The sequence below is a fragment of the Mycobacterium sp. E796 genome (assembly GCF_001672815.1).
In the GTDB taxonomy this organism is placed as follows: domain Bacteria; phylum Actinomycetota; class Actinomycetes; order Mycobacteriales; family Mycobacteriaceae; genus Mycobacterium.
Map to the genome: position 1 here is coordinate 1 of NZ_LZKK01000283.1, position 20,898 is coordinate 20,898.

The 20,898-nt window shown below is 67.7% G+C and carries 17 protein-coding genes; 11 read left to right on the top strand and 6 right to left on the bottom strand.

Annotation, left to right across the window (positions count from 1 at the left end; translation table 11 throughout):
• Positions 1-55 precede the first annotated feature (55 nt).
• The gene (locus tag A5706_RS21605; RefSeq protein WP_068135084.1) at positions 56-1,390 is read left to right on the top strand and encodes a DNA polymerase IV; all 1,335 of its coding nucleotides are present in this window, start codon (positions 56-58) and stop codon (positions 1,388-1,390) included.
• Here the strand turns inward: A5706_RS21605 and A5706_RS21610 are convergent.
• Positions 1,355-2,326: an asparaginase gene (locus tag A5706_RS21610; RefSeq protein ID WP_068135086.1), complete on the bottom strand. Its 972-nt coding sequence runs from the start codon at positions 2,324-2,326 to the stop codon at positions 1,355-1,357. The genes A5706_RS21605 and A5706_RS21610 overlap by 36 nt on opposite strands.
• Positions 2,327-2,352: 26 nt before the next feature.
• On the opposite strand from A5706_RS21610, the gene lspA reads away from it, so the two are divergent.
• Genes lspA through A5706_RS21625 form a run of 3 tightly spaced genes read left to right on the top strand, consistent with a single transcriptional unit; the run spans position 2,353 to position 4,335 of the window.
• Positions 2,353-2,943 (top strand): signal peptidase II, encoded by a 591-nt coding sequence (lspA, locus tag A5706_RS21615; RefSeq protein ID WP_369831930.1) that lies wholly within the window; start codon positions 2,353-2,355, stop codon positions 2,941-2,943.
• Positions 2,943-3,869: an RluA family pseudouridine synthase gene (locus tag A5706_RS21620; RefSeq protein ID WP_068135089.1), complete on the top strand. Its 927-nt coding sequence runs from the start codon at positions 2,943-2,945 to the stop codon at positions 3,867-3,869. The genes lspA and A5706_RS21620 overlap by 1 nt, the downstream gene beginning before the upstream one ends.
• 52 nt (positions 3,870-3,921) lie before the next feature.
• On the top strand, positions 3,922-4,335 hold the full coding sequence (locus A5706_RS21625) for a nuclear transport factor 2 family protein (protein WP_156767267.1): 414 nt from the start codon (positions 3,922-3,924) through the stop codon (positions 4,333-4,335).
• A gap of 7 nt (positions 4,336-4,342) precedes the next feature.
• On the opposite strand, the gene A5706_RS21630 is transcribed toward A5706_RS21625, so the two are convergent.
• On the bottom strand, positions 4,343-5,101 hold the full coding sequence (locus A5706_RS21630) for a class I SAM-dependent methyltransferase (RefSeq protein WP_068135123.1): 759 nt from the start codon (positions 5,099-5,101) through the stop codon (positions 4,343-4,345).
• Positions 5,102-5,179: 78 nt separating this feature from the next.
• Here A5706_RS21630 and A5706_RS21635 point away from each other — a divergent pair, with 78 nt between their 5' ends.
• Together A5706_RS21635 and A5706_RS21640 are read left to right on the top strand one after the other, a co-directional pair.
• The gene (locus A5706_RS21635; RefSeq protein WP_068135092.1) at positions 5,180-5,560 is read left to right on the top strand and encodes a YciI family protein; all 381 of its coding nucleotides are present in this window, start codon (positions 5,180-5,182) and stop codon (positions 5,558-5,560) included.
• 13 nt (positions 5,561-5,573) lie between these two features.
• Complete coding sequence (locus A5706_RS21640) at positions 5,574-6,779, top strand: RNA polymerase sigma factor (protein ID WP_231985373.1); 1,206 nt, start codon at positions 5,574-5,576, stop codon at positions 6,777-6,779.
• Here A5706_RS21640 and A5706_RS21645 read toward each other — a convergent pair.
• On the bottom strand, positions 6,776-7,180 hold the full coding sequence (locus tag A5706_RS21645; protein ID WP_068135094.1) for a group 1 truncated hemoglobin: 405 nt from the start codon (positions 7,178-7,180) through the stop codon (positions 6,776-6,778). The genes A5706_RS21640 and A5706_RS21645 overlap by 4 nt on opposite strands.
• Positions 7,181-7,402: 222 nt before the next feature.
• On the opposite strand from A5706_RS21645, the gene A5706_RS21650 reads away from it, so the two are divergent.
• The 3 genes from A5706_RS21650 (at position 7,403) to A5706_RS21660 (ending at position 9,792) form a co-directional block, all read left to right on the top strand.
• Positions 7,403-8,422: an SDR family NAD(P)-dependent oxidoreductase gene (locus A5706_RS21650; protein WP_068135097.1), complete on the top strand. Its 1,020-nt coding sequence runs from the start codon at positions 7,403-7,405 to the stop codon at positions 8,420-8,422.
• 4 nt (positions 8,423-8,426) lie between these two features.
• Positions 8,427-9,230 carry an SDR family oxidoreductase gene (locus A5706_RS21655; protein WP_068135101.1) on the top strand — a complete coding sequence of 268 codons (804 nt, stop codon included), beginning with the start codon at positions 8,427-8,429 and terminating at the stop codon, positions 9,228-9,230.
• 130 nt (positions 9,231-9,360) lie between these two features.
• Entirely contained in the window at positions 9,361-9,792 is a 432-nt protein-coding gene (locus A5706_RS21660; RefSeq protein ID WP_068135105.1) for an SRPBCC family protein, read from the top strand.
• Here the strand turns inward: A5706_RS21660 and A5706_RS21665 are convergent.
• The 3 genes from A5706_RS21665 to A5706_RS21675 form a co-directional block, all read right to left on the bottom strand.
• Positions 9,740-12,676: an RND family transporter gene (locus tag A5706_RS21665; protein ID WP_068135107.1), complete on the bottom strand. Its 2,937-nt coding sequence runs from the start codon at positions 12,674-12,676 to the stop codon at positions 9,740-9,742. The two genes, A5706_RS21660 and A5706_RS21665, sit on opposite strands and share 53 nt — an antisense overlap.
• On the bottom strand, positions 12,673-13,101 hold the full coding sequence (locus A5706_RS21670) for an MmpS family transport accessory protein (RefSeq protein ID WP_369831931.1): 429 nt from the start codon (positions 13,099-13,101) through the stop codon (positions 12,673-12,675). Before A5706_RS21670 ends, A5706_RS21665 begins: the two co-directional genes overlap by 4 nt.
• A 136-nt stretch (positions 13,102-13,237) precedes the next feature.
• Positions 13,238-13,846, bottom strand: a complete 609-nt coding sequence (locus A5706_RS21675) for a TetR/AcrR family transcriptional regulator (RefSeq protein ID WP_068135109.1) — start codon at positions 13,844-13,846, stop codon at positions 13,238-13,240.
• Between the two features lie 100 nt (positions 13,847-13,946).
• Between A5706_RS21675 and dnaE the strand changes: the two genes are divergently transcribed.
• Both dnaE and A5706_RS21685 read left to right on the top strand, forming a co-directional pair.
• Positions 13,947-17,492, top strand: coding sequence for a DNA polymerase III subunit alpha (gene dnaE / locus A5706_RS21680; protein WP_068135112.1), 3,546 nt, complete (start codon positions 13,947-13,949; stop codon positions 17,490-17,492).
• 106 nt (positions 17,493-17,598) lie between these two features.
• Positions 17,599-20,778 (top strand): adenylate/guanylate cyclase domain-containing protein, encoded by a 3,180-nt coding sequence (locus A5706_RS21685; protein WP_068135114.1) that lies wholly within the window; start codon positions 17,599-17,601, stop codon positions 20,776-20,778.
• Positions 20,779-20,898: the final 120 nt, after the last annotated feature.

Below are 20,898 nucleotides of genomic sequence, written 5' to 3' on the forward strand. Positions count from 1 at the left end.
CCGTTCGCCCGCTGCGCGCCCGCGCGCAGGGCGTCGACTTGATGGCCGCCGCGTATTGGTAACGCCCGCGGCTGACGGGCTGGTCGGCGGCCTGGGCGGGCGGGGCGTCGTGGCCGGGGCCAGCTACGAGGCCCGCGTCTTCGGCGCGCGGTCGGCGATGCCGATGCATCAGGCCCGCCGGCTGATCGGCGTGACCGCCGTCGTGCTGCCGCCGCGCGGCGTGGTGTACGGGGTGGCCAGCCGCCGGGTCTTCGATTCCGTGCGCCGGTTGGTGCCCGTCGTCGAGCAGCTGTCCGTCGACGAGGGTTTCGGGGAGCCGCCGCAGCTCACCGGGGCGGCGGCCGAGGAAGTCGAGGCGTTCTGCGAGGAGCTGCGGCGGCGCATTCGCGACGAGACCGGCCTGGTCGCGTCGGTCGGTGCGGGCTCGGGCAAGCAGATCGCCAAGATCGCGTCCGGACTGGCCAAGCCCGATGGCGTGCGGGTGGTCCGGCGCGCAGAGGAGCGGGCCCTGCTGGGCGGGTTGCCGGTGCGGCGGCTGTGGGGCATCGGCCCGGTCGCCGAGGAGAAATTGAATCGGCTGGGCATCGAGACCATCGGGCAGCTGGCCGCGCTGACCGACGCCGAGGTGGCCAACATCCTGGGCGCCACGGTCGGGCCGGCGTTGCATCGCCTGGCTCGCGGCGTCGACGACCGTCCCGTCGCCGAGCGTGCGGTGGCCAAGCAGATCAGCGCCGAGTCGACCTTCGCCGCCGACCTGACCAGCCTCGAGCAGCTGCGCGACGCGATCGACCCCATCGCCGAGCATGCGCACCAGCGGTTGCTGCGCGACGGCCGAGGCGCGCGCACCGTCACGGTGAAGCTGAAGAAGTCCGACATGAGCACGCTGACCCGCTCGGCGACGTTGCCCTACGCGACCACCGAGGCCGGCGCGCTTACCGCGGTGGCCCGCCGGCTGTTGCTCGACCCGCGCGAAATCGGGCCGATTCGCCTTCTCGGCGTGGGGTTTTCGGGATTGAGCGACGTCCGCCAGGAATCGCTGTTCCCCGACCTCGAGTTGAGCGGCGAGACTTCCGACCAGCAGCACATCGAGACCGCGACCGAGGCCATGTTCGCGCCGGTGACCGAGGAGGCCTCGCCGTGGCGGATCGGCGACGATGTGGCGCACCGCGAATTCGGGCACGGCTGGGTGCAGGGCGCCGGCCATGGCGTGGTGACGGTGCGCTTCGAGACCCGCGGCTCGGGCCCGGGCCAAGCGCGCACGTTTCCCGCCGACACCGGCGACCTGAGCGGCGCCAACCCGGTCGACTCCCTGGACTGGCCGGATTATCTCGACTCGCTGCAGGCCGACGCGCTGCTAACCCCAGCGGTCGATGACGTCGGCGACGGGTAGCCCCGCGGCCAGGGCTGCCATCATCAGCACCCGCGCCTGCGGCGGCCGCAGCCGCGGCACCATCACCGCGCCGGCGGCGGCCATGTCGTGGCCCGGACCGTAACTTGCGCCGACCCGCCCGCCCGGGACCCGGGTGGACACCGCGATATTCACTCCGTCGCGGCAGTGCCGGCGCACCCCGTCGACGACCGCCGCTCCCGCGTTGCCCGAACCCAGCGCCTCGAGCACCACGCCCCGCGCGCCGGCGGCCACGCAGGCGTCCAGCGCCACCGAGTCACTTCCGAGGTACGCCGCCACGATGTCGACCCGGGGGGCGCCGGCGGCGTCGAGATCGCCCAGGTACGGGCGCGTCTTGGGGCCGGTCAGGGTCACGCCGCCGCGGTCGACCCTGCCGACCAGTTCGCCGGCGAACCCGCTCAGGTCCTCGGTGGCCACCTTGTGCATGCCCAGCGGTTGCAGCACCCGGCCGGCGAAGCACACCAGCACCCCCAGGTCACGGGCGGCCGGGCTGGCCGCGACCGCCAGCGCATCGCGCAGATTGGCGGGGCCGTCGGCGTCGGGGGCGTCGGCGCTGCGCATGGCGCCGGTGAGCACCACCGGGACGTTCCCCGCGTGGGTGAGGTCCAGCCATAGCGCGCTCTCTTCCATGGTGTCGGTGCCGTGGGTGACGACCACACCGTCGGCGCCGCCGTCGATCGCGGCCCGCACGGCGACGCGGATGCGGTCCCAGTCGGCGGGCGTCAGCTCGGAGCTGTCGAGAGCCAGCAGGTCGACGACGTCCACGTCGAGACCTTTACTAACGGGAGCAGTAAGGTCCGCCCCGCTGTACGCCGGTCGCCGCACCCCGTCGGCCCCTTTGCCGGTCGATATGGTGCCGCCGGTGGCGATGACGGTGAGCCGGGCCTTCGAGGAAGTCACGGTGGCATCATCGCGCATGTTCGGGTTAGGGGATGATGGGTGACGTGTCCGACGAACCATCAGGACCGGCCCCGGAGGTGGCCGAACCCGAACCCGCACCGACCAGGCCGCCGAGGCGGCTGCGTCTGCTGGTGTCGGTCGCGGCGGTGGTGCTGGCCCTGGACATCGTGACCAAGGTGCTGGCCGTCAAACTACTGCCGCCCGGCCAGCCGGTGTCGATCATCGGTGACACCGTGACGTGGACGTTAGTGCGCAATTCGGGCGCGGCGTTCTCGATGGCCACTGGATACACCTGGTTGCTGACGCTGATCGCGACGGGTGTGGTGGCCGGCATCTTCTGGATGGGGCGGCGGTTGGTGTCGCCGTGGTGGGCGGTCGGGCTCGGGATGATCCTCGGCGGCGCGATGGGCAACCTGGTCGATCGGTTTTTCCGGTCGCCGGGACCGCTGCGCGGCCATGTCGTGGATTTCCTGTCGGTCGGCTGGTGGCCGGTGTTCAACGTCGCCGACCCCGCCGTGGTCGGCGGGGCCATCCTGTTGGTGGTGCTTTCGGTCTTCGGTTACGACTTCGATGCCGTGGGCCGTCGAAAGCCCAACGGGGACGCAGTGGCCCGCCGCAAGGCCGATCAGCACTGATGACCGAACGTTCGATGCCCGTCCCGGAGGGATTGGCGGGCATGCGTGTTGACGCCGGGCTGTCGCGGCTGCTGGGGCTGTCGCGGACCGCGGCGGCGGCGTTGGCCGAGGACGGCGGCGTCGAATTGGACGGTGTGCAGGCCGGCAAGTCCGACCGCCTGACGAGCGGTGCCTGGCTACACGTGCGGCTGCCCGACGCGCCGGCCCCGCTGGAAAACACGCCCGTCGACATCGAGGGCATGACCATCCTGTATTCCGACGACGACATCGTCGCGGTCGACAAACCCGCGGCGGTGGCCGCGCACGCGTCGGTCGGCTGGACCGGACCGACGGTGCTCGGCGGCCTGGCCGCCGCCGGTTACCGGATCACCACATCCGGCGTGCCGGAGCGCCAGGGCATTGTGCATCGCCTCGACGTCGGGACCTCCGGGGTCATGGTCGTGGCGCTCTCCGAGCGCGCCTACACGGTGCTCAAGCGGGCGTTCAAGCAGCGCACCGTCGACAAGCGCTATCACGCACTGGTGCAGGGCCACCCTGATCCGTCCAGCGGGACGATCGACGCGCCGATCGGGCGGCACCGCGGCGGCGAATGGAAGTTCGCTGTCACCAAGGACGGCCGGCACAGCCTCACCCACTACGACACGCTGGAAGCCCACGTCGCCGCCAGCCTGCTCGACGTGCACCTGGAAACCGGACGCACGCATCAGATCCGGGTGCACTTCTCCGCGCTGCACCACCCCTGCTGCGGCGACCTCGTCTATGGCGCCGACCCCAAACTGGCGAAACGGCTTGGGCTGGAACGGCAATGGCTGCACGCGCGTTCGCTGGCGTTCGCCCACCCGGCAGACGGCCGGCGGATCGAGATCGTCAGCCCCTACCCGCCGGATCTGCAGCACGCGCTGGACGTGCTGCGCGACGAGGGCTGAATAACGCTCGCGCCGGCCCCTGCTGGCCGATCCGGTGGCACCATAATCCGTTATGGACGACGCCGTGAGCAGGTTTCGAGCAGGATCGAAATCCAACGACATCGACGCCGTGATGGAAACCGTTGCCCCGCACGCGGAGTTGGTATCGCCGATCGTCGGCCGCATGGTGGTCCGCGGCAAGCCGGATCTTCGGATCCTGCTCGCCGCCGTCTACGGCGGCCTCAATCACGTCGAGTGGACGGAAGAAATCGGAGACGGTACCCGGCGGGTGATCCTCGGCGAAGCGCGTATCTTCGGCGTACCGCTGAACGATGCCATGGTTCTTGACCTGACGGCGGACGGGCAGATAGAGCGCATCCGTCCGCACCTGCGCCCCTGGCTCGCGCTAACCCTGCTCTTCGTCCGGCTCATGCCCATGATTGCCCGCCATCCAGGAGTCCTCCGGCGGGCAATGCGCACGGGCTGACCCCGGCTCAGCCCGCCTTGCGCGCTTCGACCAGCACCCGCGTCGGGTGCGCGACGAACCGCCCGTCGGCCTCGATCTGCTCGTGCAGTTGCCGCAGCCGGTCGCGGTAGCGCTCCACGGTGAAGTCCGGCACCGTCCAAACCACCTTGCGCAGAAAGTAGACGACGGCGCCGATGTCGAAAAACTCGGCGCGCAGCCGCTCCATGCGCACGTCGACGACCTCCAGACCCGCGGCCTGTACCTGCGCGCGCACGGCGTCCGGGTGAAATTCGGCCCATTTCTCGGGCTGCGGTCCGATGAAGTACTCGACCAGCTCGCCCATGGTGGCGGGGCCGATGTGCTGCGCGAAGTACGTGCCGCCCGGCCGGAGCACCCGAAGGATCTCCTTCCACCACACCGAGATCGGGTGGCGAGTTGTCACCAGGTCGAACGCCTCGTCGGCGAACGGCAACGGAGGCTCGTCTCGCATCGCCACGAGCACCACGCCGAGCGGATGCAGGCGCTTGGTCGCCAGGGCCGCGTTGGGCGGCCAGGTCTCGATCGCCGCCATGGTCGGCGGAAACGGCCCCGCGCCCGCCAACACCTCGCCGCCTCCGGTGTGGATGTCCAGCGCGGCCGACACCGTCGCCAAGCGGCCGCTCAGCAGCCGCTGGAAACCCCAGGACGGGCGTTCCTCGGTCGCGCGGCCGTCGAGCCAGGAGAAGTCCCATCCGTCAACGTTGACGGAGTCGGCTTCGGCCACCAAATCTTCGAATGTGCGGGGCATGAATTGCATTGTGGTGTCGATCGGACGTGGCCTCAATCGTCATTGCGGTGAAACCATCGAAAAGAAAGGGGCGTCATCATGCAGTACTGCCTACTCATGCACTACCAGGAGGGCGGCGAACTCGGGCTGACCGAGGAAGACATGGCGCCCGCGCGGGCGGCGTTCGCCAAGTACGCCGACGACCTCGACGCGGCCGGCGTGCTGATCGGCACCCAGGTCCTGCAATCGGCCGTCGCGTCGACCACCTTCACGGCGCGCGACGGCGAACCAAGGATCCAGGACGGGCCGTTCGCCGACACCAAGGAACGCCTGGGCGGGATCTTCATCATCGATGTTCCGGATCTGGACGCCGCCCTGTCGTGGGCGAAGCGGTGCCCGGCCGCTGGGTGGGGGTCGATCGAAATCCGCCCTGTCGCAGTCACTTACGCGAGCGGCAAAGGATGGTACAGCCCTGAATGAGGCGCAGGCCCGGGTGGCCGAGCTGGTCCGCAAATCCTACGGCCGATTGCTGGCGGTGCTGGCCGCGCCGAACGCCGACATCGCCACGGCCGAAGATGCCATTGGTGACGCGCTGGAGCGCGCGCTCGAACGCTGGCCGCACGAGGGGATACCGGACAACCCCGAAGCCTGGGTCCTTACTGTCGCCCGCAATCGGCAGCGCGACCGCTGGAAGTCGCACGCTCACCGCATGACCGGCCCCCTGCCCAAAAAATGGGATATCAGCGGCGATTTCCCGGCCCCGGAGGCGATCCCCGAACGTCGCCTGGAGCTGATGCTGGTCTGTGCGCATCCCGCGATCGCCGCCAATTGCCGCACCGCGTTGATGCTGCAGACGGTGCTGGGCATCGACTCGGCGGCGATCGCGCGTGCGTTCTCGTTGCCACCCGCGACGCTGGCCCAGCGGCTGGTCCGCGCCAAACGCAGGATTCGCGAAGCGCGCATCCCATTCGCGGTCCCGGAGGACTTCGACGAGCGGCTGCCGGCCGTGCTTGAAGCCGTTTACGGTGCGTGGGCGATCGATTGGCAGCTGGAGCCACAGGGTCCGCCGATCGAGTCGTTGGCCGCCGAGGCCCTGCATCTGGCGCTGGTGCTGGCCGACCTGTTGCCCGAGGAGCCCGAGGCGCTCGGGCTCGCGGCGCTGATCTGCCTGTCCGAGTCGCGCCGGCCGGCGCGGCGCACCAAGCGCGGTGAGTTCGTGCCGCTGGACGACCAGGACACCCGGCTCTGGGATTCGGCGATGATCGCGCGCGGCGAGGCGCTGCTGCGTCGGGCCCACGCCCTCGGCCGCCCCGGGCGTTACCAATACGAGGCGGCCATCCAGTCGACGCACTGCGCGCGGGCGCGCAGCGGGCGAACGGATTGGGCGGCGCTGCGCAAACTTCATCGGGCGCTGCTGCACTTCGCGCCGTCTTTGGGTGCGGCGGTTTCCCTGGCGGTTGTCGACGGCCGGCTCGACGGGCCGGAGGCGGGGCTGGTCGCGCTCGAGGGAATCACCGACCCGGCGATGGCGCGCTTCCAGCCGGCCTGGACGGCGCGTGCGCATTTGCTGGCCGAGGCGGGGCGGCCCGCGGCGGCGGCGGAGGCCTACCGCAGGGCCATCGATCTCACCGCCGACGCCGGCGTTATTCGCTATCTGCGTCGAAGGCTCGCCGAGGTCGCGGGGGAACGCCGCGCCTAGACTTTGGTGGTTTCCGGCGACGCGATCTCGGGCGCCAGTGGCGCGATGGCGCTGAGGATTTCGGTGACCGTCGCGGCGGGGACCCCCGCGGCGGCGAGCGCGTCGGCCAGGTGCCCGGCCACCAGGTTGAAGTGGTGCATCGTGATGCCGCGGCCCTGGTGCACCTGCTTCATCGGCGCTCCGGTGTACGGCTCGGGGCCGCCGAGGGCGGCCGCGAAGAACTCGACCTGTTTGCCCTTGAGGCGGTTCATGTTGGTCCCGGTGAAAAAGCCCGCCAATTGGCTGTCGGCGAGCACGCGAACGTAGAAGTCCTCGACGACCACTTCAATGGCCTCCTGTCCGCCGATCCGGTCGTAGATCGTGTGCGGCTCCGGTTTGCGGAAGTGCGCCAGCATTTTCATAACACCGATTGGAACATTTGGGCGTTGCCCCTCAGTAAGTCCGTGATCACGCCCGGATTACCCTGTGTAACAAGCCGATTGCCCTCCGATGGCCGCGGTGTGGCCGGCCGGGTGAGCTGCCGGACCGGGGTTCACATGGCGGCAATCCGGCTCTGCCGGCCGGCCGATGCCCTAGGTTGGTTTTATGACCCACGTCACATTGCCCCCCAGGAGCGACAGCCGATGAATCTGCTTGGCGACTTGACCCACATGGTGGAAAAGCCCTTTGCGGCGGTCTCCAACATCATCAACACCCCTAACTCGGCCGGGCGATATCGACCGTTCTACTTGCGGAACCTGCTGGACGCGGTGCAGGGCCGTTCGCTGCGCGACGCCGTGGAGGGCTGCACGGTCCTCATCACGGGTGGGTCGTCGGGTATCGGCGCGGCCGCCGCCAAGAAGATCGCGGAAGCGGGCGGCGTGGTGGTGCTGGTGGCCCGAACCCGGGAGAACCTCGAGAAGGTCGCCGCGGAGATCGAAGGCGAGGGCGGCACCGCCCACATCTACCCCTGCGACCTGACCGACATGGACGCCATCGCCACGATGGCCGATCAGGTGCTCGACGACCTCGGCGGCGTTGACATCCTCATCAACAACGCGGGGCGCTCGATCCGGCGATCGCTGGAGCTGTCGTACGACCGCATCCACGACTACCAGCGGACCATGCAACTGAACTACCTCGGCGCGGTCCAGCTCATCCTCAAGTTCATCCCGGGCATGCGGGAGCGCGGCTTCGGCCAGATCATCAACGTTTCCTCGGTCGGCGTGCAGACCCGCGCGCCGCGCTTCGGCGCCTACATCGCCAGCAAGGCCGCCCTCGACAGCCTGTGCGACGCGCTGCAGGCCGAAGTGGTCAACGACGATGTCAAGTTCACCACCGTGCACATGGCGCTGGTGCGCACGCCGATGATCAGCCCGACCACGATGTACGACAAGTTCCCCGCGCTGACCCCCGACCAGGCCGCCGGCGTCATCGCCGACGCGATCGTGCACCGGCCCCGCCGCGCGAGCTCACCGTTCGGGCAGTTCGCCGCCGTCGCCGATGCCGTCAACCCCGCGGTGATGGACCGCGTGCGCAACCGCGCGTTCGCCATGTTCAAAGACTCCGACGCGGCCAGGGGCGGCGAATCATCCAGTGACGCAGAGCGTTTCGACAAGCGGAGTGAGACGTTTGTCCGCGCGACCCGAGGGATACATTGGTGAAACCATGAGTCTTCCGAAACCCGACACCGACACGACCGTCGTCATCACCGGCGCCTCCTCCGGCATCGGGGCCGAACTGGCCCGCGGCCTGGCCCGCCGCGGCTTCCCGCTGTTGCTGGTCGCGCGGCGCCGCGACCGCCTTGACGACCTCGCCAACGAGGTGGGCCAGGAGTACTCCGTGGCCGTCGAGGTCCTGCCGCTGGACCTCAGCGACGCCAAGGGCCGCGCGAAACTGGCGGACCGGCTCCGCGCCGAGCCGATCGCCGGCTTATGCAACAGCGCCGGTTTCGGCACCAGCGGCATCTTCCACGAACTGCCGCTCGAGCGTGAAAGCGAAGAGGTCACCCTCAACGCGCTCGCCCTGATGGAGCTCACCCACGCCGCGCTGCCGGGCATGGTGGAGCGCGGCGCCGGCGCCGTGATGAACATCGCCTCGATCGCCGGGTTCCAGCCGTTGCCGTACATGGCGGTGTACTCGGCCACCAAGGCGTTCGTGCAGACGTTTTCCGAAGCCATTCACGAGGAGTTGCACGGGACGGGGGTGTCGGTGACCGTCCTGTGTCCGGGCCCGGTGCCCACGGAGTGGGCCGAGATCGCCAACGCCGAGCGGTTCAGCATCCCGGTGGCGCAGGTCTCGCCTCACGACGTCGCCGAGGCGGCCATCGGCGGGATGCTGGCCGGCAAGCGCAGCGTCGTGCCGGGCATCGTGCCCAAGGTCGTCAGCACCGGCGGCCGGTTCGTGCCGCGCACGTTGCTGCTGCCCGGGCTGCGGATCGGCAACCGATTCCGCGGCGGACCCAGCCACTAGTACTTGGCGGTGGGGCCGCGGTAGCGAGTGTGAATCGTGGGCGCTGTGTGTGAGCCCAAGGCGAGATGCGCGCCCAGGGCTCACACACAAAGCCGTGGGCACACACTGGTCCGGCAGCTACGTTTGACTAGTGGCCGCCGTTGAGATGACCGCCGACATGCCGATGGCCCCGCAGGAGATGTGGGACCACGTGTCGGACCTGTCGGAGCTGGGGGAATGGCTGGTGCTTCACGAGGGCTGGCGCAGCGAGCTGCCCGACGAGATCACCGAGGGCACCCAGGTCGTTGGGGTGGCTCGGTCAAAGGGCCTGCGCAACCGCGTGACCTGGACGGTGACGAGGTGGGATCCGCCGCACGAGGTGGCGATGTCGGGATCGGGCAAGGGCGGGGCGAAATACGGCGTCACGCTGTCCGTGCGTCCCAACACAGGCGGGTCGACGCTGGGTCTGCGTCTCGAGCTGGGCGGGCGCGCGCTGTTCGGCCCGGTGGGCTCGGCCGCGGCCCGCGCGGTCAAGGGAGACGTGCAGAAGTCGCTGAAGCAGTTTGTCGATCTGTACGGGTAGGCATCACCGCGGTGTCGTCGTCGTCCCACAGCAGCAGCTGACGCACCGAGGCGCGCGACCCGTAGGGCTGCAGCATCGTGCTGGCCGGGCGCGGGCGCACCCGTTGGGGCCACCAGAACCAGCGCCCGAGAAGCGTTGCGACGGAGGGCGTCATGAAGGAACGCACGATCAAAGTGTCGAACAACAGACCCAGTCCGATCGTGGTCCCGATCTGGCCCAACACCTGAAAACCGCTGAACACGAACGCGCACATGGTGACCGCGAAGACCAGCCCGGCCGAGGTGACCACCGAACCGGAACCGGCCATCGAGCGAATGATGCCGGTCTTGAGACCGGCGTGGATCTCCTCCTTGAACCGGGAGATCAACAGCAGGTTGTAGTCGGATCCGACCGCCAACAGCAGGATCACCGCCAGCGCCAGCACGACCCAATAAAGCTTGATGCCGAACAGGTACTGCCACACCAGCACCGACAGCCCGAACGAGGCACCCAGCGAAAGGGCCACCGTCCCAACGATGACGAGCGCCGCGACCAGGCTGCGCGTGATGATCAGCATGATCAGCAGGATGAGGGCCAGCGCGGCGAATCCCACAATCAGCAGGTCGTAGTTGGCGCCCTCTTTGATGTCCTTGTACGTCGCCGCCGTCCCGCCGACATAGATCTTGGCGTCGGCCATCGGCGTGCCCTTCAGGGCCTCGTGCGCGGCGTTGACGATCGGGTCGATGTGTGAGATGCCTTGCGGCGTAGCGGGATCGCCGTCATGGGTGACGATCATCCGGGCCGCCTTGCCATCTGGGGAGAGGAACAGCTTCAGCCCCCGCTTGAAGTCAGGGTTGTTGAACACCTCGGGCGGCAGGTAGAAGCTGTCGTCGTTCTTCGCCGTGTCGAAGGCCTGCCCCAGCGCCGTCGCGTTGTCGATCGCGGCCTGGGTCTGGGCGTTGATGCCGGCCTGGGTGGCGTGGCTCGCCAGCGCCAGCTCCCGGTTGGTCTCCTGGCTGTCGATCTGGGGCGGTATCAGTGCCACCAGTTTCGGCTGCAGCGCGTCCAGCTTGTCCAGGGTGGCCGTGAGGTTCTCAAATTTCTCCGTGAGCTGGTCGACGCCGTCGAGCGCGTCCAGGACCGAGCGGATGGCCCAGCAGGCGGGGATGTCGAAGCAATGCCTCTCCCAATAGAAATAGCTGCGGATCGGCCGGAAGAAGTCGTCGAAGGTGGCGATCTTGTCCCGCAGGTCCCGGATCGTGTCGACCGTGTCGTGAAAGCTCTGCGTCTCGCTGTGGGTGGCGGCGGCCAGCTGCTGCTGCAAGGTGTATTGCTGCTTGAGGATGTTGATCGTCTTCGCCAGCTCGCCGGCCTGCTTGAGCAGGTCGTCCGCTCGATCCCGTTGGTAGGTCAGGTTTTCCTGCTGGGCGGCGCTCTGATTGCTGATCACGAACGCGAGCGAGCTGTGAATGAGCGGGGTTCCCAACGGCCTGGTGATGGTCTGCACCTGTGCGACGCCCGGGACGTGGAACACCGCCTTGGCCACCCGGTCCAGGATGAGCATGTCGGCCGGGTCACGCATGTCGTGATCCGTTTCGACCATGAGCAATTCGGGCTCCAGGCGGGCCCGGGAGAAGTGCCGCTCGGCCGCGGTGTAACCGATGTTGGCCGGGGCGCTGGCGGGCATATAGGGCCGGGTGTCATAGCTCGTCTTGTATCCGGGCAGCGCCAGCAGGCCCACGAGGGCGAGGGCGCACGCGGCGGTGAGCACGGGGGCGGGCCAGCGCACGATGGCGGTGCCGATCCGTCGCCAACCGCGGGTCCGCATCGCGCGTTTCGGCTCGAACACGCCCAGCGCGGCACCCAGGGTGAGCACCGCCGGCCCCAGCGTGAGTGAGGCGATGAGCGCCACGATGATGCCGAGAGCGGCTGGGATGCCCAGGCTTTGGAAGTAGGGCAACCGGGTGAAGCTCAGACAGAAGACCGCGCCGGCCACGGTCAGCCCCGAACCCAGGACGATATGGGCCGTTCCGCGGTACATGGTGTGGTAGGCAGTTTCTTTGTCCTCGCCGGTCCCGCGCGCCTCCTGATAGCGGCCGACGAAAAATATCGCGTAGTCCGTGCCGGCGGCGATCACCAGCAACGTGAGGATGTTCGTCGCGTACGTGGACAACCCGATGATGCCGGCGTTGCCAAGGAAGGCGACGATCCCCCGGGCCGCGGACATTTCGACGAGGACGGTGAAAAGTACGAGCAGCATCGTGAAGACGGAACGGTAGACGAACAGCAACATCACCGCGATCACCCCGACGGTGATCGCCGTGACCTTCGCGGTGCCCTTGCTGCCGACGTCGAACTGATCGGAGATCAGCGGTGCCGCGCCGGTCACATAGACCTTGATGCCGGGTGGGGGCTGCATGTGCTCGACGATGTCGCGGACGGCGCCGACGCCCTCGTTGGCCAGCGCCGAGCCCTGGTTGCCCGCGAGGAACAGCTGGACATAAGCCGCCTTGCCGTCGTTGCTCTGCGACCCCGCCGCGGTCAGGGTGTCGCCCCAGAAGTCCTGAACGTGCTCGACGTGCTTCTTGTCCTGCTCGAGCTTGCGGATCATCGCGTCGTAGAACTTGTGCGCGTCCGCGCCGAGCGGCTTGTCACCTTCCAGGACGATCATCGCCTGGCTGTCGGTGTCGAATTCCTGAAACTTCTGGCCGATGCGCTTGATCGCCTTCAGCGACGGCGCGTCGGGGGAGTTCAACGCCACATTATGGGTTTTTCCCACCTCTTCCAGCTGCGGCACCGCGATGTTGGTGATCGCGGCGAGCGCGATCCAGAACAGCAGGATCGGCAGCGCGAGCCGGCGGATGATGTGCGGCACGCGGGGCCGCGTTTCTTGTTGGTTGCTCATCCCGACTTATCCAGGCAGAAGGTGTAGGCGTCGACTTGGTTCACTGTGCGTTCGTCCTTGACCTCACCGTTGACGGTGATCCGGCAGCCGAGGGTGTCCCCGGTGCCCTGCGCCACGACGTTGCCGATCACTGCGGGCTCGGTCGAGGTGATGGTGTACGACCAGGGGAGTGGCGCGTTCTTGACTTGCTGCGGTTGAGCGTTGACGTCCAGGTAGTTGATGGTCGCCACGGCGCCCGGGGCGCCGAAGACCTCGAGGACCACCTTTTTGGGGTTGAACGGGACGATTTCGTTGGCCAGGCCGCTGTTGGCCGAGACGTTGGAGTGGGAGCCGAAGATTCCGTGCAGGCGGTAGATGGCGAACCCCGTGAGCGCGACGACGATCACCGCGACCAGCGGTATCCATCCCCGTCTGACGAGGGACATGATCGAAATCCCCTTCAGCCGTTGGATATTCGATGCGCGCGCGCGACGGTCACGCGGCTCCTGCGAGCGTGGCTGTCGGATATGACCCTACGGTACTGACCAGTACTGCACAAGAGACGTGACCGTACACTTTGTATCAATTTTCCTGATACCTTGCGGATCGGGTGAGCCCGGGAATGATGAAGTCGTCGACCAGGGCTTGCACCGTGCGGCGGTCGGGCGCCCGCCCGGGGATGATCGAGCGGAATATCAGGTATCCGGGCAGCAGGTCCCACAACTCGTCGGCGACCGCGCCCTCGGGTATTTCGCCGCGGTCGATCGCCTGCTGCAGCACGTGCTGCAGCAGGGCCTTGCGCTGATCGAGGAACTGGTGCTGCAAGGCGTCGCCGAGGGCGGGATGGCGCGACGCCTCGACCAGCACCGCGCGGATGGTGCTGGCGAGCTGGTGGCCCTGCTGACAGATCTTGTCCCCGATCTGCAGCAAATCGCCCCGCAACGTGCCGGTCTCCGGTGGCACCGCGATCTGGCAGATGCCTTCGATGAAGGCGGCCAACACCAGTTCGGCCTTTGAGGGCCAGCGCCGGTACACCGTTGCCTTGCTGGCCCGGGCCTCGCTGACCACGGCGTCCACCGTCAGCCCGTCATAGCCGTGCTCCTGCAAGAGCCGCAAGGTCACCGCCAGCAGTTCGGCTTCTCGCGGCGACCACGGTGACGACACCGCGTACGGGTCTGCAATCTGGGTCATAGCGCCACCTTAAATCCGCCCCGCCCAAAGAGCGGCGTAAGAGACACACGACGCGACACGCCGGGGATGCGTCGGTGGTCGGTCATACACTGGCGTCCCTATGAGCGGTTCATTTTCCGGGTCCTTCGTGCACCTGCATAACCACACCGAGTACTCGATGCTGGACGGTGCCGCGAAGATCGCGCCGATGCTCGCCGAGGTCGAGCGGCTGCAGATGCCCGCGGTCGGGATGACCGACCACGGCAACATGTTTGGCGCCAGCGAGTTCTACAACGAGGCGACCAAGGCCGGGGTCAAGCCCATCATCGGCGTCGAGGCGTACATCGCGCCCGGTTCACGCTTCGACACCCGCCGCGTCACCTGGGGCGATCCCAGCCAGAAGGCCGACGACGTCTCCGGCAGCGGCTCCTACACGCACCTGACCATGCTGGCCGAGAACGCCGCCGGCCTGCGCAACCTGTTCAAGCTGTCCTCGCTGGCCTCCTTCGAGGGTCAGTTGAGCAAATGGTCACGCATGGACGCCGAGCTGATCGCCGAACACGCCGAGGGCATCATCATCACCACCGGCTGCCCGTCCGGGGAGGTGCAGACCCGGCTACGCCTGGGACACGACCGCGAGGCGCTGGAGTCGGCCGCCAAGTGGCGCGAGATCGTCGGGCCGGACAACTACTTCCTCGAGCTGATGGACCACGGCCTGACCATCGAGCGACGGGTCCGCGAGGGCCTGCTCGAGATCGGCCGGGCGCTCAACATTCGCCCGCTGGCCACCAACGACTGCCACTACGTCACCCGCGACGCCGCCCACAACCACGAGGCGCTGCTGTGCGTGCAGACGGGCAAGACGCTGTCGGATCCCAACCGGTTCAAGTTCGACGGCGACGGCTACTACCTCAAGTCGGCCGCCGAGATGCGCCAGATCTGGGACGACGAGGTGCCCGGCGCCTGCGATTCGACGCTGTTGATCGCCGAGCGGGTGCAGTCCTACGCGGAGGTGTGGGCGCCGCGCGACCGGATGCCGGTCTTCCCGGTGCCCGACGGGCACGACCAGGCGTCCTGGCTGCGCCACGAGGTGGACGCCGGGCTGGCCCGGCGGTTTCCCGCGGGCCCGCCCGACGGCTATGCGCAGCGGGCGGCCTACGAGATCGGGGTCATCTGCGACAAGGGTTTCCCGTCGTACTTCCTGATCGTCGCCGACCTGATCAACTACGCGCGGTCGGTGGGCATCCGGGTCGGGCCCGGCCGGGGCTCGGCCGCCGGATCCCTGGTGGCCTACGCGCTGGGCATCACCGACATCGACCCGATCCCACACGGGCTGCTGTTCGAGCGGTTCCTCAACCCCGAGCGCACGTCGATGCCCGACATCGACATCGACTTCGACGACCGTCGCCGCGGTGAGATGGTGCGCTACGCCGCCGACAAGTGGGGCTCGGACCGGGTGGCCCAGGTCATCACCTTCGGCACCATCAAAACCAAGGCGGCGCTGAAGGATTCGGCGCGGATCCACTACGGCCAGCCCGGCTTCGCCATCGCCGACCGGATCACCAAGGCGCTGCCGCCGGCGATCATGGCCAAGGACATCCCGCTGTCGGGCATCACCGACCCGAGCCACGAGCGCTACAAGGAGGCCGCCGAGGTCCGCGGCCTGATCGAGACCGACCCCGACGTCCGCACCATCTACCAGACCGCGCGCGGCCTGGAGGGCCTGATCCGCAACGCGGGCGTGCACGCCTGCGCGGTGATCATGAGCAGCGAGCCGCTGACGGAGGCGATCCCGCTGTGGAAGCGGCCGCAGGACGGCGCGATCATCACCGGCTGGGACTACCCGTCCTGCGAAGCCATCGGCCTGCTGAAGATGGACTTCCTGGGGCTGCGCAACCTGACGATCATCGGCGACGCGATCGAGAACATCAAGGCCAACAAGGGAATTGACCTCGACCTGGAGTCGGTGCCGCTGGACGACAAGGCCACCTACGAGCTGCTGGGCCGCGGCGACACGCTCGGGGTGTTCCAGCTCGACGGCGGGCCCATGCGCGACCTGCTGCGCCGCATGCAACCGACCGGGTTCGAGGACGTCGTCGCCGTCATCGCGCTGTACCGGCCGGGCCCGATGGGCATGAACGCCCACAACGACTACGCCGACCGCAAGAACGGGCGCCAGGCGATCAAACCCATCCACCCCGAGCTCGAGGAACCGCTGCGCGAGATCCTCGCCGAGACCTACGGCCTGATCGTGTATCAGGAGCAGATCATGCGCATCGCGCAGAAGGTGGCCAGCTACTCGCTCGCCCGAGCGGACATCCTGCGCAAGGCGATGGGCAAGAAGAAGCGCGAGGTCCTGGAGAAGGAGTTCGAGGGTTTCTCCGACGGCATGAAGGCCAACGGCTTCTCCGCGGGTGCCATCAAAGCGTTGTGGGACACCATCCTTCCGTTCGCCGACTATGCGTTCAACAAGTCGCACGCCGCGGGCTACGGCATGGTCTCCTACTGGACGGCCTACCTCAAGGCCAACTATCCCGCCGAGTACATGGCCGGGCTGCTGACGTCGGTCGGCGACGACAAGGACAAGGCGGCCGTCTACCTCGCCGACTGCCGCAAGCTGGGCATCACGGTGCTGCCGCCGGACGTCAACGAGTCCGGGCTGAACTTCGCGTCGGTGGGCGCCGACATCCGCTACGGGTTGGGCGCGGTGCGCAACGTCGGCGCCAACGTGGTGAGCTCGCTGATCAGCACCCGCGGCGAGAAGGGCAAGTTCACCGACTTCTCCGACTACCTCAACAAGATCGACGTCTCGGCGTGCAACAAGAAGGTCACCGAGTCGCTGATCAAGGCCGGCGCGTTCGATTCGCTCGGCCACGCACGCAAGGGCCTGTTCCTGGTCCACACCGACGCCGTCGACTCCGTGCTGGGCACCAAGAAGGCCGAGGCGATGGGCCAGTTCGACCTGTTCGGCGGTGGCGAGGCCGGCACCACCGACTCGGTGTTCACGATCAAGGTGCCCGACGACGAGTGGGAGGACAAGCACAAGCTGGCCCTCGAGCGGGAGATGCTGGGGCTGTATGTGTCCGGGCATCCGCTCAACCGGGTGGCGCACCTGCTGGCCGCGCAGGTCGACACCGCGATCCCGGCGATCCTCGACGGCGACGTTCCCAACGACACCCAGGTGCGGGTGGGCGGCATCCTGGCTTCGGTGAACCGGCGGGTCAACAAGAACGGAATGCCCTGGGCCTCGGCGCAATTGGAGGACCTCACCGGTGGCATCGAGGTGATGTTCTTCCCGCACGCGTACTCCACGTACGGCGCCGACATCGTTGACGACGCCGTGGTGTTGATCAACGCCAAGGTCGCGATCCGCGACGACCGGATCGCGCTGATCGCCAACGAGCTTGTGGTGCCGGACTTTTCCAACGCCCAGCCGGACCGGCCGCTGGCGGTCAGCATGCCGACGCGCCAGTGCACCTTCGACAAGGTCAGCGCGCTCAAACAGGTGCTGGCCCGCCACCCCGGGACCTCGCAGGTGCACCTGCGGCTGATCAGCGGGGATCGGATCACCACGCTGGAGCTGGACGCCTCGCTGCGGGTGACGCCGTCGCCGGCCCTGATGGGCGACCTCAAGGAGCTGCTGGGTCCAGGCTGCCTGGGCGTTTAGCGCGTCGCCGCGGTGGACCTTTTCAACTAGGGCCATTCGTGCCGCGAAGCCCTATTGTTAGCGAATCGGGTGGGCGTACTGGTGTACTCGAGAACTAGGGGCCCGAATGGCGGCGGCAGCATCCACGTGTGCGACGTGCGAAATCGAACTTCGCGAGGGGGCCCGTTTTTGCGACGGCTGCGGTTCACCGATAACGCCGCAGCAATCCGCGGAGTACAAGCAGGTGACGGTGTTATTCGCCGACGTGGTGGGTTCGATGGACATCGCAGAGGCCGTCGGTGCCGAGCGCCTGCGCGAGATCATGGCGGACCTGTTCGACCGCTGCGCCGCGATAGTTGACCGTTACGCCGGAACCGTGGACAAATTCACCGGCGACGGCATCATGGCCGTTTTCGGGGCACCGATCGCGCTGGAGGATCACGCATTGTGCTCCTGTCTGGCAGCCCTGGACATTCAGGACGCGGTGCAAGAGCTGGCCGGGCAGGTGCAGAGCAGAGACGGTATCCACCTTCAATTGCGGGTGGGGCTGAACTCGGGCGAGGTTATTGCCGGCGATGTCGGCTCGAACCCATGGAATTACACGGCCGTCGGCCTTCAGGTCGGCATGGCCCAGCGGATGGAATCGGTGGCGCCGCCCGGCGGAGTCATGCTCAGCGAGTCGACCGCGCGCCTCGTCGACGACGTCGCCGCACTTGGCACCCCCGAAAATGTTCTCCTCAAGGGCGTGGAGGACCCGGTGGTCGCGTGGCCTTTGCTGTCCATGCGGACGGGGCGCTTTCATTACAGCCGGAGGGTGTCGAAGCTGGTTGGGCGGGGTTGGGAGCTCGCCACCTTGACGGCGTTGCTCGATCGGTCGGTGGCGGGCCGTGGCTGTGTGGTGAGCGTGGTCGGTCCCGTCGGGATCGGCAAGAGCCGCGTTGTCGACGAGATTGTGGCCGTAGCGATACCGCGTTTGATTCGGGTTTTCTCGACGTACTGCGAATCCCACACCGGCGAAGTCCCCTTCTTGGTGGTGGAGCGGCTGATGCGGGCGGCGTTCGGGGTGGAAGACATGAGTGACCACGAGGCCAGGGCGCTTCTGCGCGACAGAGTGCCCGCCGCCGATCACGCCGATCAGGTGCTCCTCGAGGACACACTGGGAATCCGCGACCCCGACGACGAACTGCCCGATATCGCCCCCGACGCCCGGCGGCGGCGTCTGACGGCGCTGGTCTGCGATGCGGCCCTCGCCAGCGCGGCTCCCACCGTCTATGTCATCGAAGACGCTCACTGGATCGATCCGTCCAGCGAATCACTGTTGGCGGACTTCATCAGCGTCGTCCCTCGGACCCATTCGTTGGTGCTGATCACCTATCGTCCCGAGTACGCCGGCGCACTGAGTCAGCTGGCTGGCGCACAGAAAATTTCCCTTGCGCCGCTTACTTTTTCGGACACCAAAGCATTGGTCGTCCAGCTGCTGGGTACCGACCCGTCGGTTGCCGGGCTGGTCGAGCGGATCGCCGAGCGTGCGGCCGGCAACCCGTTTTTCGTCGAGGAAATCGTGCGCGACTTGACCGATCGAAATGTGCTCCAAGGCGCCCCCGGCGCATACCTGAACGCAAGTGGATCAACCGATGTCGCCGTCCCCGCCACGCTTCAGGCAGCCATTGCCGCACGCATCGACCGGCTCGACGGCGCGACCAAAGCGACATTGAACGCGGCGGCGGTGATCGGTGTCCGCTTCCGCGCCGACCTGCTGGCTGCGCTGGCGGATTGCTCGACGTTGGACCACCTGGTGCACGCCCACCTGATCGAGCAGGTGAATTTCACGCCGGTCGCCGAGTACGCATTCCGCCAGCCGCTGATCCAGACGGTGGCCTATCGATCTCAGCTCAAGGCTGGTCGCGCAGCGCTGCATACGCGGCTGGCGGCGACGCTTGCGGAGCGCGACCCCGGATCGGTGGACGAGAACGCGGCGCTGATCGCTGAACATCTGGAGGCGGCCGGTGACCTCGCGGCAGCGTTCGGGTGGCACATGCGGGCCGGGACCTGGTTGACGCGCCGCGACATTCGTGCCGCGCGCATGAGCTGGCAACGCGCGTGTCATGTTGCGGACCGGCTGCCGGGCGACCAGCCGGGGCGCGCCGCAATGCAAATCGCGCCGCGCGCGCTGCTTTGCCTCAGCGCTTGGCGGTTCGGCGGCCGTGTAGACGACACCATCTTCGACGAACTGCACGGGCTGGCGACCGCCGCCGACGACAAAGCCTCGCTCGCCATGGGTATGGCCGGACAGATCATGGCACTCAACACCTACGGCCATTACCGCCAAGCCGCGGCAATGGTGACGGAATTTGTGAATCTTCTTGATTCGCTGGGCGATCCGGTTCTCTCCGTCACCTTGCGGCCGGGCGCCCTCACCGCGAAGTTCGGGGCCGGCGAGCTCGCCGAGGTGGTGCGTTTGGCCGACAGGATCATCGACGAGGCCCGCGCGGATCCGCAGAATGCGGACACTATCGTCGGGTCGTCCTTGGGAATCGCCACAATGATGCGCGCGGCCGCCCGGATGTGCTGGGGCGCAACGCGTTGGCGGCAGGACGTCGACCATGCGGTCGCTCTGGGTGACGAGATCGAACCCGGTACGCGTTCGATAATGCTCCTGCACATCTACGGCATCGGGGTAGTGAACGGGCTCCTGGTTCCCGACGCGGCGATGCTGAGCGAATCGGAACAAGCCCTTCGCGCTGCCGAGGAGCGGGGAGACCAATTCGCGTTGGCGTGGGCCAGGTTTCTGCGGGGCCTCATCCTGGTGCAACTCGACGGCGCGCACCGCGCCCAAGGTTTCGACCTGCTTGCCCAATCCCAGGTGACCGGCTCACACGACCGGCTCAACCAGGCGGCGCTGCAACAGCTCAAGGTCGAGCGCGCCAAGGAGCAAGCACGTGCCGGTGACCTCGACAATGCGATAGCGCAGCTGCGGGCGGTTGTCGAGGCGCACTCCGCAACCGACCCGACGACGTTCCACGCGGCCGCCACCGCCGCTTTCGTGGAAACCCTGCTGCAACGCGGCCGGCCAGAGGATCTGGATGAGGCTGCCGGAGCGGTCGACCGGCTGGCCGCCCTGCCGACCGAGCCCGGATTTGTATTGTTCGACGTTGCGCTGCTGCGGTTGCGGGCATTGCTGGCGCGGGCTCGCGGTGAAGACGCCGCGTATCACGACTTCGCCGAGCGTTATCGGGCGATGTCAACATCATTTGGCTTCGAAGGACACATGGCGGCGGCGCAGGTCCTACTGGAGCGAAACGCGTAGTTGCAAAGACGCCCTCGCGCGAAAGGTGCTAGGCCGGCAGCTGCTGCGCCGCCTGGTGGTCGTGGGTCGGGACGATCGTCACCGCGTGCCGCGCCAGGTGCAGCCGGTGCAGCGTCCGGA

Bases quoted from the DNA above. Each gene is read 5' to 3' on its own strand.
- A5706_RS21610 (WP_068135086.1), bottom strand. From the start codon at position 2,326: ATGCGCGATGATGCCACCGTGACTTCCTCGAAGGCCCGGCTCACCGTC.
- A5706_RS21620 (WP_068135089.1), top strand. From the start codon at position 2,943: ATGACCGAACGTTCGATGCCCGTCCCGGAGGGATTGGCGGGCATGCGT.
- A5706_RS21625 (WP_156767267.1), top strand. From the start codon at position 3,922: ATGGACGACGCCGTGAGCAGGTTTCGAGCAGGATCGAAATCCAACGAC.
- A5706_RS21630 (WP_068135123.1), bottom strand. From the start codon at position 5,101: ATGCCCCGCACATTCGAAGATTTGGTGGCCGAAGCCGACTCCGTCAAC.
- A5706_RS21635 (WP_068135092.1), top strand. From the start codon at position 5,180: ATGCAGTACTGCCTACTCATGCACTACCAGGAGGGCGGCGAACTCGGG.
- A5706_RS21645 (WP_068135094.1), bottom strand. From the start codon at position 7,180: ATGAAAATGCTGGCGCACTTCCGCAAACCGGAGCCGCACACGATCTAC.
- A5706_RS21650 (WP_068135097.1), top strand. From the start codon at position 7,403: ATGAATCTGCTTGGCGACTTGACCCACATGGTGGAAAAGCCCTTTGCG.
- A5706_RS21655 (WP_068135101.1), top strand. From the start codon at position 8,427: ATGAGTCTTCCGAAACCCGACACCGACACGACCGTCGTCATCACCGGC.
- A5706_RS21665 (WP_068135107.1), bottom strand. From the start codon at position 12,676: ATGAGCAACCAACAAGAAACGCGGCCCCGCGTGCCGCACATCATCCGC.
- A5706_RS21670 (WP_369831931.1), bottom strand. From the start codon at position 13,101: ATGTCCCTCGTCAGACGGGGATGGATACCGCTGGTCGCGGTGATCGTC.
- A5706_RS21675 (WP_068135109.1), bottom strand. From the start codon at position 13,846: ATGACCCAGATTGCAGACCCGTACGCGGTGTCGTCACCGTGGTCGCCG.
- dnaE (WP_068135112.1), top strand. From the start codon at position 13,947: ATGAGCGGTTCATTTTCCGGGTCCTTCGTGCACCTGCATAACCACACC.
- A5706_RS21685 (WP_068135114.1), top strand. From the start codon at position 17,599: ATGGCGGCGGCAGCATCCACGTGTGCGACGTGCGAAATCGAACTTCGC.